This is a genomic window from Ramlibacter sp. bp-362 (genome assembly GCF_054956735.1).
This window is the reverse complement of record NZ_JBUDXE010000004.1, coordinates 40786-53612: the sequence shown is the minus strand read 5'-3', so window position 1 is coordinate 53612 and position 12827 is coordinate 40786. Positions and strand designations below refer to the sequence as shown.

The 12827-nt window shown below is 68.6% G+C and carries 11 protein-coding genes; 8 read left to right on the top strand and 3 right to left on the bottom strand.

The window, feature by feature from the left end:
• Positions 1–3: 3 nt before the first annotated feature.
• From gph to ompA, 3 genes are all read right to left on the bottom strand, one after another.
• Positions 4–678 carry a phosphoglycolate phosphatase gene (gene gph / locus ACY0MJ_RS06470; RefSeq protein WP_462637523.1) on the bottom strand — a complete coding sequence of 225 codons (675 nt, stop codon included), beginning with the start codon at positions 676–678 and terminating at the stop codon, positions 4–6.
• On the bottom strand, positions 678–1385 hold the full coding sequence (gene ubiG, locus ACY0MJ_RS06465) for a bifunctional 2-polyprenyl-6-hydroxyphenol methylase/3-demethylubiquinol 3-O-methyltransferase UbiG (protein WP_462637522.1): 708 nt from the start codon (positions 1383–1385) through the stop codon (positions 678–680). Before ubiG ends, gph begins: the two co-directional genes overlap by 1 nt.
• Positions 1386–1476: 91 nt before the next feature.
• A complete protein-coding gene (ompA, locus tag ACY0MJ_RS06460) occupies positions 1477–2190 on the bottom strand; it encodes an outer membrane protein OmpA (protein ID WP_462637521.1) in 714 nt (237 codons plus the stop codon).
• A 227-nt stretch (positions 2191–2417) separates the two neighbouring features.
• Between ompA and gyrA the strand changes: the two genes are divergently transcribed.
• From gyrA to lapB, 8 genes are all read left to right on the top strand, one after another.
• Positions 2418–5051: a DNA gyrase subunit A gene (gyrA, locus tag ACY0MJ_RS06455; RefSeq protein WP_462637520.1), complete on the top strand. Its 2634-nt coding sequence runs from the start codon at positions 2418–2420 to the stop codon at positions 5049–5051.
• Between the two features lie 108 nt (positions 5052–5159).
• Entirely contained in the window at positions 5160–6242 is a 1083-nt protein-coding gene (gene pheA / locus ACY0MJ_RS06450; RefSeq protein ID WP_462637519.1) for a prephenate dehydratase, read from the top strand.
• Positions 6243–6270: 28 nt separating this feature from the next.
• Positions 6271–7140, top strand: a complete 870-nt coding sequence (locus tag ACY0MJ_RS06445; protein ID WP_462637800.1) for a prephenate dehydrogenase — start codon at positions 6271–6273, stop codon at positions 7138–7140.
• Between the two features lie 3 nt (positions 7141–7143).
• A complete protein-coding gene (locus ACY0MJ_RS06440) occupies positions 7144–9207 on the top strand; it encodes a bifunctional 3-phosphoshikimate 1-carboxyvinyltransferase/cytidylate kinase (RefSeq protein ID WP_462637518.1) in 2064 nt (687 codons plus the stop codon).
• A complete protein-coding gene (gene rpsA, locus ACY0MJ_RS06435) occupies positions 9208–10980 on the top strand; it encodes a 30S ribosomal protein S1 (protein ID WP_462637799.1) in 1773 nt (590 codons plus the stop codon). It abuts the gene before it with no gap.
• A 92-nt stretch (positions 10981–11072) separates the two neighbouring features.
• Positions 11073–11375 carry an integration host factor subunit beta gene (locus ACY0MJ_RS06430; protein ID WP_462637517.1) on the top strand — a complete coding sequence of 101 codons (303 nt, stop codon included), beginning with the start codon at positions 11073–11075 and terminating at the stop codon, positions 11373–11375.
• Between the two features lie 37 nt (positions 11376–11412).
• Entirely contained in the window at positions 11413–11703 is a 291-nt protein-coding gene (locus tag ACY0MJ_RS06425; protein ID WP_462637516.1) for a LapA family protein, read from the top strand.
• Positions 11693–12826 (top strand): lipopolysaccharide assembly protein LapB, encoded by a 1134-nt coding sequence (lapB, locus tag ACY0MJ_RS06420; RefSeq protein ID WP_462637515.1) that lies wholly within the window; start codon positions 11693–11695, stop codon positions 12824–12826. The genes ACY0MJ_RS06425 and lapB overlap by 11 nt, the downstream gene beginning before the upstream one ends.
• The last annotated feature ends 1 nt before the right edge of the window (position 12827 follow it).

Genomic DNA, 12827 nt, shown 5'->3' with positions numbered 1-12827 from the left:
GCCTCAGGCGGCCTGGCGGAAGCGCAGCAGGGGCAGCAGGGCCAGCGGCGTCGAGATCTGCACGTCGGCGCCCCATTCCTTGACGTCGGTGGCGCCCAGGTAGCCATAGGTCGCCGCCACCGTGCCCATGCCGGCCGCTCGGCCCGCCTGCACGTCGCGCAGGTCGTCACCGACGTACACGCAGTCGATCGGCCGCACGCCGACCTGCCGCGCCGCTTCCAGCAGCGGGGCCGGATGCGGTTTCGGGTGGGGCGTCGAATCGCCGCCCACCACGGTGCGGGCGGTGGAGAACAGGGGCATGCCCTTCGTCAGCGGCGCCGTGAAGCGCATCGACTTGTTGGTCACCACGCCCCAGGGGATCTCGCGCTCCACCAGCGAGGCGATCAGCTGCGCCACGCCCTCGAAGACGTAGGTGCGCTGGGTCATGCACGACTCGTAGTTGCGGAAGAACTCCTCGCGCATCTCCGGGAACTCGGGGTGGTCCGGCGTGATGCCGAAGGCCACGCCCAGCATGCCGCGGGCGCCGGCGCCGGCGAAGGGGCGGTACTTCTCGTAGGGCAGCGAGGCCAGGCCGCGGTCGACGCGCATCTTGTCGGCGGCCGCGCCGAGGTCGGGGGCGCTGTCGATCAGCGTGCCATCCAGGTCGAACAGGACCGCCTTGACGTCTTGGGTGATCATCACATCCTGCGGGCGGCCGCCAGGTAGTTGACGCTCGTGTCGCCGGAGAGCCAGTAGCGGCGCGTGAGCGGGTTGTATTCCATGCCCTGCGTCTGCAGCACGTCCAGCCGCGCCTGGCGGCACCAGGACGCCAGCTCGCTGGGCTTGATGAACTTCAGGTATTCGTGGGTGCCGCGCGGCAGCAGGTTCAGCACATACTCGGCCCCGACGATCGCGAACAGGAAGCTCTTGGGGTTGCGGTTGATGGTGGAGAAGAACACCCAGCCGCCCGGCTTTACCAGCTCGGCGCAGGCCTGCACCACGGATTCCGGCCGCGGCACGTGTTCCAGCATCTCCATGCAGGTGACCACGTCGAAGCTGCCCGCCTGCTCGCGCGCCAGCGCCTCGGCGCTCACCTCGCGGTATTCCACGTTGGGCGTGGCGGCCTCCAGCGCATGCAGCTGCGCCACGCGCAGCGCCTTGGTCGAGAGGTCGATGCCCAGGACGTTCGCGCCCTTGCGCGCCATGGAGTCGGAGAGGATGCCGCCGCCGCAGCCGATGTCCACCACCCGCTTGCCGGCCAGGCCGGCCAGCCCGTCGATCCACTGCAGGCGCAGCGGGTTGATGGCGTGCAGCGGCCCGAACTCGCTGTCCGGGTCCCACCAGCGGTGGGCCTGCTCGGAGAACTTGGCCAGTTCCGCAGGGTCGGCGTTCAGGGTTTCGTCCATGGCTGGGGCAGATTGTGCGGCCGGTGGCTCGTCAGCAAATGAAAAAAGGGCCCGCCAGGCGGGCCCTTCGTGCAGCTTTTCTCGCCGGTGTTCAGCGGTTGGCGCGGGTGCCGACCACTTCGATTTCCACGCGGCGGTTCTTCGCGCGGCCTTCGGCGGTGCGGTTGTCCGCCACGGGCTGCTTCTCGCCCTTGCCTTCGGTGTACACGCGGTTCTTCTCGATGCCCTTGGAGACCAGGTAGGCCTTCACGGCTTCGGCGCGGCGCACGGACAGGCGCTGGTTGTAGCTGTCGGAACCCACGCTGTCGGTGTGGCCGACGGCGATGATCACCTCGAGGTTGATGCCCTGGATCTTGGAGACCAGGTCGTCGAGCTTGGCCTTGCCTTCGGGCTTCAGGACCGACTTGTCGAAGTCGAAGAAGGCGTCGGCGGCGTAGGTCACCTTGGTCGCGGCGGGCGGCTGCGGAGCGGGGGCCGGGCGGGCGGCCGGGGCGGGCGCCGGGGCCGGGACGACCACGCGCGGGGCGGGCGCCGGGGCCGGGACGACGGCACGCGGGGCCAGGGCGCCGTCGCAGCCGGCGGCGGCGGTGGCGGGGGTCCAGTTGGCATCGCGCCAGCACAGTTCGGCGGTGCCGTTGCGCCACACGTATTCGCCGGTGCCGTTCTGCCAGTTGTCGACGACGGTACCGCCGTTGGCAGCAGTCACGCGGCCGGGGCTGGCGACGGTCGTGGGGGTCATGACGCCGCAGCCGGCCAGCAACGCAGTCGAAGCAAACATCAGCGCCACTTTGTTCAGTTTCTTCATGGTTCTCCTCTTGGGGAAAAGTCGCAGCAGCGCTGCGCCAACAATACGTCCTGCGTGACCTATTCACCAGTTACGTCGGAGGGATTGTGCCATAGGGGCTTTGTCAATCAACGGCTCTGCCAGGGCGAGTTCGTAGGACGAAACCGCAAATCAGGGCTCTGTTGCCCTGTCGCAACGTGACGACAAAAACGTAAAATCTTCGGTTTCGTGCCTCGATGCGGGACCCAATGACCTCCTTCGCCAAAGAAACCCTGCCTGTCAGCCTCGAGGAGGAAATGCGGCGCAGCTACCTCGATTACGCCATGAGCGTGATCGTGGGGCGCGCCCTGCCGGACGCCCGCGACGGCCTGAAGCCCGTGCACCGCCGCGTGCTGTACGCGATGCACGAGCTCAACAACGACTGGAACCGGCCGTACAAGAAGTCCGCCCGCATCGTGGGCGACGTGATCGGCAAGTACCACCCGCACGGCGACCAGTCGGTCTACGACACCATCGTCCGCCTGGCGCAGGACTTCTCCATGCGCCACATGCTCGTGGACGGCCAGGGCAACTTCGGCTCGGTCGACGGCGACAACGCCGCGGCCATGCGCTACACCGAGATCCGGCTGGCCAAGATCGCGCACGAGATGCTGGCCGACATCGACAAGGAAACGGTCGATTTCGGGCCCAACTACGACGGCAGCGAGAAGGAACCGCTGGTCCTGCCGTCGCGCCTGCCCAACCTGCTGGTCAACGGCTCGGGCGGCATCGCGGTGGGCATGGCCACCAACATCCCGCCGCACAACCTCAACGAGGTGGTCGACGCCTGCCTGCACCTGCTGCGCAACCCCGAGGCGACGATCGACGAGCTGATGGAGATCATCCCGGCGCCCGACTTCCCCACGGCCGGCATCATCTACGGCAGCTCCGGCGTGAAGGAGGGCTACCGCACCGGCCGCGGCCGCGTCGTGATGCGCGCCAAGTGCCACTTCGAGGAGATCGACCGCGGCCAGCGGCAGGCGATCATCGTCGACGAGCTGCCCTACCAGGTCAACAAGAAGACCTTGCAGGAGCGGATGGCCGAACTGGTCCACGAGAAGAAGATCGAGGGCATCAGCCACATCCAGGACGAGAGCGACAAGTCGGGCATGCGCCTGGTGATCGAGCTCAAGCGCGGCGAGGTGCCCGAGGTCGTCCTGAACAACCTGTACAAGCAGACCCAGCTGCAGGACACCTTCGGCATCAACATGGTGGCGCTGGTGGACGGCCAGCCCAAGCTGTGCAACCTGAAGGACCTGGTGCAGGTCTTCCTGCAGCACCGCCGCGAGGTGGTCACGCGCAGGACGGTGTTCAACCTGCGCAAGGCCCGCGAGCGCGGCCACGTGCTGGAGGGCCTGGCCGTCGCCCTGGCCAACATCGACGAGTTCATCCGCATCATCCGCGAGTCGCCCACCCCGCCGGTGGCCAAGACCGAGCTGATGAACCGCGCCTGGGACTCGTCGCTGGTGCGCGAGATGCTCACCCGCGCCCGCGAGGACGGCAGCGTGATCAGCGCCGACGACTACCGGCCCGAGGGCCTGGAGCGCCAGTACGGCCTGCAGGCGGATGGCCTGTACCGCCTCTCGGACACCCAGGCCGGCGAGATCCTGCAGATGCGGCTGCAGCGCCTGACCGGCCTGGAGCAGGACAAGATCGTCTCGGAATACCGCGAGGTGATGGCCGAGATCGAGGACCTGCTGGACATCCTGGCCAAGCCGGCCCGCGTCTCGACCATCATTTCCGAGGAGCTGACGGCGCTCAAGCAGGAGTTCGGCCAGTCGAAGCTCGGCACGCGCCGCTCGGTCATCGAGCACAACGCGCAGGACCTGGCCACCGAGGACCTGATCACGCCCACCGACATGGTGGTGACGCTCTCGCACTCGGGCTACATCAAGAGCCAGCCGCTGTCGGAATACCGGGCGCAGAAGCGCGGCGGCCGCGGCAAGCAGGCGACCCAGACCAAGGAAGACGACTGGATCGACCAGCTCTTCATCGCCAACACGCACGACTACCTGCTCGCCTTCTCCAACCGCGGCCGGCTGTACTGGCTGAAGGTGTGGGAGGTGCCGGCGGGTTCGCGCGGCTCGCGCGGCCGGCCCATCGTCAACATGTTCCCGCTGCAGGAAGGCGAGAAGATCAACGTGGTGCTGCCGCTCACGGGCGAGTTCCGCAGCTTTCCGGCCGACCACTACGTGTTCATGGCCACCTCGATGGGCACGGTCAAGAAGACGGCGCTGGACGAGTTCAGCAACCCGCGCAAGGCCGGCATCATCGCCGTGGACCTGGACGCCGGGGACTTCCTCATCGGCGCGGCGCTCACCGACGGCAAGCACGACGTCATGCTGTTCTCCGACGGCGGCAAGGCCGTGCGCTTCGACGAGAACGACGTCCGCCCCATGGGCCGCAACGCCCGCGGCGTGCGCGGCATGACGCTGGAGGAAGGCCAGGGCGTGATCGCCATGCTGGTGGCCGAGGACGAATCGCAGAGCGTGCTGACGGCCACGGAGAACGGCTTCGGCAAGCGCACGCCGATCGGCGAGTACACCCGCCACGGCCGCGGCACCAAGGGGATGATCGCGATCCAGCAGAGCGAGCGCAACGGCAAGGTCGTGGCCGCCACGCTGGTCCGCGCCGACGACGAGATCATGCTGATCACCGACCGCGGCGTGCTGGTGCGCACCCGCGTGAGCGAAATCCGCGAACTGGGCCGCGCCACGCAGGGCGTGACGCTGATCAACCTGGACGAGGGCTCCAAGCTGAGCGGGCTGCAGCGGATCGTGGAGAACGATGCGGGCAACGGCGATGGCGAGGGCGACGAGGCGGGCTCCGGCCCGGCGAAATAGCAGGGCCTTGTCATGCCGGGCTCGACCCGGCATCCATCGCGGCGCACCACCATGGATCCCGGGTCAAGCCCGGGATGACATGAGGCTATAGTTGACCCCTTCCCCGCCATGCCCAAGTCCCTCTCCGAACTCCGCACCAGCATCGACCAGGTCGACCGCGATCTCCTGGCCCTGCTGAACCGCCGCGCGGCGCTCGCCAACGAGGTCGGCGAGATCAAGCGCGACGAGGGCTCGCCGGTGTTCCGGCCCGAGCGCGAGGCGCAGGTGATCAACGGCCTGCAGTCCGGCAACGCCGGGCCGCTGAAGCCGGACAACATCGCCCACATCTGGCGCGAGATCATGTCCGCCTGCCGGGCGCTGGAGGCGCCGCAGCGCGTCGCCTACCTGGGCCCCGCCGGCACCTTCAGCGAGCAGGCCGCGCTTCAGTTCTTCGGCTCCAGCATCGACCACGTGCCCTGCGTCAGCATCGACGAGGTCTTCCGCGCCACGGCCGCCGGCACCGCCGAATACGGCGTGGTGCCGGTGGAGAACTCCACCGAGGGCGTGGTCGCCCGCTCGCTCGACCTGTTCCTGCAGACGCCGCTGCACATCGTCGGCGAGACCAGCCTGCTGGTGCGCCACAACCTGCTGCGCAAGACGCTCTCGCAGGACGACGTCGAGGTCGTGCTCGCCCACCCGCAGGCGCTGGCCCAGTGCCAGGGCTGGCTCAACAACCACCTGCCGGAGGCCGAGCGCCGCGCCGTCTCCAGCAACGCCGAGGGCGCGCGCCTGGCCGCCGGCAACCCGGCCTGGGCGGCGATCGCCAGCGACCGCGCGGCCACCGAATTCGGCCTGCACATCGCGGCCCACGCCATCCAGGACGACGCCTTCAACCGCACCCGCTTCGCCGTGGTCTGCCTGCCGCAGACGCTGGCGGCGCCCGAGGCCTCGGGCAAGGACTGCGTGAGCCTGATCGTCTCGGTGCCCAACCGGCCCGGCGCGGTGCACGACATCCTGGTGCCGCTCAAGCAGCACGGCGTGTCGATGACGCGCTTCGAGTCGCGCCCCGCCCGCTCGGGCCAGTGGGAATACTATTTCTACATCGACCTGCAGGGACACCCCTCGCAACCGCACGTGGCGGCGGCGCTGAAGGACCTGCAGGCCCTCTGCGCCTTCTACAAGGTGCTGGGCACCTACCCCCTGGGCGAATAAGAGAACGAAGAATCAAGACATGGCGGCGATGTTCGAGCAGTTGGGATTGATCGGGTGCGGCCTCATGGGCGGCTCCTTCGCCCTGGCCATGAAGCGTGCCGGCCTCGTCAAGCGCGTGGTGGGCTACAGCAAGTCGCCCTCCACGACCGAGCGCGCCCGCCAGATGGGCGTGATCGACGTCGAGGCGCCCTCGGCCCTGCTGGCCGTGTCCGGCGCGGACATCGTGCTGCTGGCGGTGCCGGTGGCGGCGACGGAAGCGACCTTCAAGGCCATCCGCCACCTCGTCACGGCCAACATGCTGGTGATGGACGTGGGCTCCACCAAGCGCGACGTCGTGGACGCCGCCCGCAAGGTGCTGCGCGACCACGTCGGCTCCTTCGTGCCCGCGCACCCCATCGCAGGCAAGGAAGTCTCGGGCGTGGATCACGCGGACCCGGACCTCTACACCGGCAAGCAGGTGATCCTCACGCCGATCGACAGGACGCAGCCCGCCCACCTGAAGAAGGCGCAGGACCTGTGGGAGGCGCTGGGCTGCCACGTGCAGCAGATGGCGCCGGAGTCGCACGACGCCGCCTTCGCCGCCGTGAGCCACCTGCCGCACCTGCTGGCCTTCGCGCTGATGCACTCCATCGTCAACCAGGGCCAGGGCAAGGACTTCCTGCAGCTGGCGGGCCCCGGCTTCAAGGACTTCACGCGCATCGCGGCCAGCGACGCCAACATGTGGCGCGACGTGCTGCTGGCCAACCGGCTGGAGCTCGTGGAGCAGGCCAAGATCTTCCAGCGCAGCCTGCACAACATGCTGCAGCTCGCCGAGGACAACAACGGCGAGAAGCTCGAAGAGATGATCTCCCAGGCCAGCCAGGCGCGCGCGCACTGGCGCATGGCCGTCAAGAAGTAGGCCGTGTTCGCCACCGACTTCCTGGACCTCGCTCCGCTCGAGGAGGCTGGAGGCACCGTGGTGCTCCCCGGCTCCAAGAGCATCTCCAACCGCGTGCTGCTGCTGGCGGCGCTGTGCGAAGGGACCACGGTCGTCCACGACCTGCTGGACTCCGATGACACGCGGGTGATGCTGGATGCGCTCCGGGCGTTGGGGTGCGGCGTGGTGCATCGCGATTCCGCCGTCGAAATCACCGGATTCCGTAGGCTGGCGGTGAGCAACGCGAACCCCAGCTTGCCGGCGGCCGAAGCTGGGGTTCGCTCCGCTCACCACCAGCCTACGAAAACCGGCTTCGGCCCCAGGCGCCTCTTCCTCGGCAACGCCGGCACCGCCATGCGCCCGCTCACCGCCGCTCTGGCCCTCCTGGGCGGAAGCTACGAGCTTTCGGGCGTCGCGCGCATGCACGAGCGGCCCATCGGCGACCTGGTCGATGCCCTGCGGCAGCTGGGCTGCGACATCGAGTACCTGGGCACCACCGGCTACCCGCCGCTGAAGATCCGCCCTGCCCCGGCCCTGAAGCTGGACGCGCCCATCCCGGTCCGCGGCGACGTCTCCAGCCAGTTCCTCACCGCGCTGCTGATGGCCCTGCCCCTGGTGGCCACGCGCGACATCGTGATCGAGGTGGTCGGCGAGCTGATCTCGCGCCCCTACATCGAGATCACGCTGAACATGCTGCAGCGCTTCGGGATCACCGTGCGGCGCGAAGGCTGGCAGCGCTTCACCATCCCGGCCGGCAGCAGCTACGTCTCGCCCGGCGAGATCCACGTGGAGGCCGACGCCTCCTCGGCCAGCTACTTCGTCGCCCTCGGCGCGATCGCGGCGACGCGGCAGCCGGTCCGCATCGAGGGCGTGGGCGCCAGCTCGATCCAGGGCGACATCCGCTTCATCGACGCCGCCCGGCGGATGGGCGCCGACGTCACGAGCGGCCCCAACTGGCTGGAAGTCCGCCGCGGGGCCTGGCCGCTGAAGGCGATCGACCTGGACTGCAACCACATCCCCGACGCCGCCATGACGCTGGCCGTGATGGCGCTCTACGCCGACGGGCCCAGCACCCTGCGCAACATCGCCAGCTGGCGCGTGAAGGAAACCGACCGCCTCGCCGCCATGGCCACCGAGCTGTGCAAGCTCGGCGCGGACGTGGAAGAAGGCGCGGACTTCCTGCGCGTGACGCCGCCCGCGACGTGGAAGCCCGCGGCCATCGCCACCTACGACGACCACCGCATGGCCATGTGCTTCGCGCTGGCCGCCTTCAACCCGGCCGGCGCGCACGTGCGCATCCTCGATCCGAAGTGCGTCGCCAAGACCTTCCCGGATTACTTCGAGGCCCTGTTCTCCGTATCCCGCACCGATGCCCCGCACATCCCGGTGATCTGCGTGGATGGCCCGACGGCCTCGGGCAAGGGCACGCTCGCCTCGGAGGTCGCCCGCCGCCTGGGCTTCCACTACCTCGATTCGGGCGCCCTGTACCGCATCACCGGCCACGCCGCCACCCAGGCCGGCCTGGCGCTGGACGAGGCGCACGAGCACACGATCGCGAAGATGGCCGAGACCCTGCCCATCACCTTCGTGGACGGCCGGGTGCTGCTGGACGAGATCGACGTGACCGACGCGATCCGCACCGAACAGGCGGGGATGAACGCCTCGAAGGTGTCCGCCCTGCCCGCCGTCCGTACGGCCCTGGTCGCGCTGCAGCAGGGCTTCCGCAAGCTGCCGGGCCTGGTGGCCGACGGCCGCGACATGGGCACCGTGATCTTCCCCGACGCCCCGCTCAAGGTCTACCTGACCGCGAGCGCCGCCCAGCGCGCCGAGCGCAGGCATAAGCAGTTGAATCTAAAGGGGATTTCGGCTACACTTTCCGACCTTCGCGCCGACCTCGAGGCGCGCGACCTGCGGGACTCGTCCCGCGCGGTGGCGCCCCTGAAGCCGGCCGAGGATGCCCTCCTGCTGGATAACTCGGGCCAGACCGTCGAAGAATCGGTCACCCAGGTCCTCCGCTGGTGGGAAGGGAAACGGGCGTTTCCCGGCTGACTGGCCCCCGACACTCCCTCCGCGCAGCAGCGCACCGGTGGCGGGGATCGACAACTTCAACCCGCGGTTCACGCCGCAAACTCAATGTCTGAATCTTTTGCCGCCCTGTTCGAGGAATCGTTGCAACGCGCCGAAATGCGCGCCGGCGAAGTCATCACCGCCGAAGTGGTGCGCGTCGAGCACAACCACGTCGTGGTCAACGCCGGCCTGAAATCGGAAGCCTACATCCCGATCGACGAATTCAAGAACGACCAGGGCGAAGTCGAGGTGCAAGCGGGCGACTTCGTGTCCGTGGCCATCGACGCCATCGAAAACGGCTACGGCGACACCATCCTGTCGCGCGACAAGGCCAAGCGCCTGGCTTCCTGGATGAGCCTCGAGAAGGCCCTGGAATCCGGCGAATTCGTCACCGGCACCACCACCGGCAAGGTGAAGGGCGGCCTGACCGTCCTGGTCAACGGCATCCGCGCCTTCCTGCCCGGCTCGCTGATCGACACCCGCCCCATCAAGGACCTGTCTCCGTTCGAGAACAAGACGATGGAGTTCAAGGTCATCAAGCTGGACCGCAAGCGCAACAACGTGGTGCTGAGCCGCCGCGCCGTGGTCGAAGCGTCCATGGGCGAAGAGCGCGCCAAGCTGATGGAAACCCTCAAGGAAGGCTCCATCGTCCGCGGCGTGGTCAAGAACATCACCGAATACGGCGCGTTCATCGACCTCGGCGGCATCGACGGCCTGCTGCACATCACCGACATGGCCTGGCGGCGCGTGCGCCACCCCTCCGAGGTGGTGCAGCCCGGCCAGGACATCACGGCCAAGATCCTCAAGTTCGACACCGAGAAGAACCGCGTCTCGCTGGGCCTCAAGCAGATGGGCGACGACCCGTGGCTGGGCGTCTCGCGCCGCTACCCGCCCGGCACGCGCATGTTCGGCAAGGTCACGAACATCGCCGACTACGGCGCGTTCGTGGAACTCGAGCCCGGCATCGAAGGCCTGGTGCACGTCTCCGAGATGGACTGGACCAACAAGAACGTGGCCCCGTCCAAGGTCGTGTCCCTGGGTGACGAAGTCGAGGTCATGGTCCTCGAGATCGACGAGGACAAGCGCCGCATCAGCCTGGGCATGAAGCAGTGCAAGGCCAACCCCTGGCAGGAATTCGCGCAGAACACCAAGCGCGGCGACCGCGTCAAGGGCCCGATCAAGTCGATCACCGACTTCGGCGTGTTCGTCGGCCTGGCGGCCGGCATCGACGGCCTGGTGCACCTGTCCGACCTGTCCTGGAACGAGCCCGGCGAGCAGGCCGTGCGCAACTACAAGAAGGGCCAGGAAGTCGAGGCGATCGTGCTGGGCGTGGACGTCGACCGCGAGCGCATCTCCCTGGGCATCAAGCAGCTCGATGGCGACCCGTTCGCCACCTTCACCTCGGTGCACGACAAGGGCTCCGCGGTGACGGGCAAGGTCAAGACCGTCGACCCGAAGGGCGCCGAGATCGACCTGGGCAACGACATCGTCGGCTACCTGCGTGCCTCCGAGATCAGCCGCGACCGCGTGGAAGACGCGCGCAACGTGCTGAAGGAAGGCGACGAGGTCACCGCGGTGGTCGTGAACATCGACCGCAAGACCCGCAACATCCAGCTGTCGATCAAGCAGAAGGACATGCTCGACGAGCAGGGCGCCATGGCGCAGCTGTCGCAGCAGTCCTCCCGCGAACAGGCCGGCACCACCAGCCTGGGCGCCCTGCTGCGCGCGAAGCTGAACGACCAGGACAAGTCCTGAAGACAGACCGTGTCATTGCGGGCTTGACCCGCAATCCATGCTCCCGGGCGTGGATCCCGGCTCGAGGCCGGGATGACATGGCAAGGTGACCTATGACCCGATCGGACCTCGTCGAAGAACTGGCCTCCCGGTTCAGCCAACTCACCCATCGCGACGCCGAGTACGCGGTCAAGACCATTCTTGACGCGATGAGCGACGCGTTGGTGCGCGGCCACCGGATCGAGATCCGCGGCTTCGGCAGCTTCTCGATCAATCGCCGCCCGCCCCGCATGGGCCGCAACCCCCGCTCCGGCGAGAGCGTGCACATCCCCGAGAAGCGGGTGCCGCACTTCAAGCCGGGGAAGGCGCTGCGCGAGGCGGTGGACCAGCGGACGAAGGAACTGGAGGCGCGCTGACCGCGCCCCGTACAATTCCTCGGCAGCGAGGAGCCCCATGAAATATCTTGCATGGCTGCTCAAGGCAGCCATTTTTTTTACCCTGTTCGCCTTCGCGCTGAACAACCAGCAGGACGTCACCGTCCACTTCTTCTTCGGCACCCACTGGACGGCGCCGCTGGTCCTCGTGGTGCTGGCCGTGTTCGCCGCCGGGCTGGTGATCGGGGCGCTCGGCATGGTGCCGCGCTGGTGGAAGCACCGCAAGGCGGCGCGCGCGCCCTCGCCCGACACCCTGGCCGCGCCCAGCACGCTGATCGGACAGGGCACGCCGCCCACGCATGGACTTTGACCTCACCTGGCTGCTGTGGGGCCTGCCCATCGCCTTCGGGCTGGGCTGGTTCGCCTCGCGGCTGGACTTGCGGCAGCTGCGCATCGAGAACCGGCTGGCGCCCAAGGCCTACTTCCGGGGCCTCAACTTCCTGCTGAACGAACAGCAGGACCAGGCGATCGACGCCTTCATCGAGGCGGTGCAGAACGACCCGGACACCTCCGAACTGCACTTCGCCCTGGGCAACCTGTTCCGCCGTCGCGGGGAGTACGAGCGCGCAGTGCGTGTGCACGAGCACCTGCTGTCGCGCGCCGACCTCTCCCGCGCCGACCGCCACCGCGCCCAGCACGCGCTGGCCCTGGACTTCCTGAAGGCCGGCCTGCTCGATCGCGCCGAGGAGGCGCTGCGCAAGCTGGAAGGGACGGCCTACGAGGAGCAGGCGCTGCTGGCCCTGCTGGCGATCTACGAGCGTTCGCGCGACTGGGTGCAGGCCAGCGAGATCGCGCGCAAGCTCGACGCCGGCGCAGCCGGCCAGTTCGCCGGCCGCCAGGCGCACTACCTGTGCGAGCAGGCCGCCGGTGCCGGCCCGGCCGCCGCCGAGGAGCTGCTGCAGAAGGCCATCAAGGTCGCCCCGCACGCGCCGCGCCCGCGCATGGAGCTCGCCGCGCTGCGCCGCCGCGCCGGCGATGCCCGCGCCGCCTACGACCTGCTGGTGGAAGCCGGACGCGCCGTGCCGACCGCGATCCCCCTGCTGGCGGGGCCCCTGAGCGAAGCGGCCGCCGCGTGCGGCCGCGGCGACGAGGCCATGGCGCTGCTGCGCGACGCCTACGAGCACAACCCCTCGCTCGACGTGCTGGACGGCATCACGGCGCTGGAAGGCGACGCGGAGACGGCGCGCCGCTGGTACGTGCAGCACCTGCAGCGGGAACCTTCGCTGGTGGCCGCGTCCAAGTGGATCGCGGGCGAGAAGCTGGAACACGAGCAATACCATCCCGACGTCCAGCGGGCCCTCGACCATGCCGTGAAGCCCCTCACCCGCTACCGCTGCGCCGCCTGCGGCTTCGAGGCCAAGCAGCACTTCTGGCAATGCCCCGGCTGCCAGGCCTGGGACAGCTACCCGGCGCGCCGCGTCGAAGAACTCTGAA

Coding starts and splice junctions, on each gene's coding strand:
- gph (WP_462637523.1), bottom strand. CDS start 678: ATGATCACCCAAGACGTCAAGGCGGTCCTGTTCGACCTGGATGGCACG.
- ubiG (WP_462637522.1), bottom strand. CDS start 1,385: ATGGACGAAACCCTGAACGCCGACCCTGCGGAACTGGCCAAGTTCTCC.
- ompA (WP_462637521.1), bottom strand. CDS start 2,190: ATGAAGAAACTGAACAAAGTGGCGCTGATGTTTGCTTCGACTGCGTTG.
- gyrA (WP_462637520.1), top strand. CDS start 2,418: ATGACCTCCTTCGCCAAAGAAACCCTGCCTGTCAGCCTCGAGGAGGAA.
- pheA (WP_462637519.1), top strand. CDS start 5,160: ATGCCCAAGTCCCTCTCCGAACTCCGCACCAGCATCGACCAGGTCGAC.
- ACY0MJ_RS06445 (WP_462637800.1), top strand. CDS start 6,271: ATGTTCGAGCAGTTGGGATTGATCGGGTGCGGCCTCATGGGCGGCTCC.
- ACY0MJ_RS06430 (WP_462637517.1), top strand. CDS start 11,073: ATGACCCGATCGGACCTCGTCGAAGAACTGGCCTCCCGGTTCAGCCAA.
- ACY0MJ_RS06425 (WP_462637516.1), top strand. CDS start 11,413: ATGAAATATCTTGCATGGCTGCTCAAGGCAGCCATTTTTTTTACCCTG.
- lapB (WP_462637515.1), top strand. CDS start 11,693: ATGGACTTTGACCTCACCTGGCTGCTGTGGGGCCTGCCCATCGCCTTC.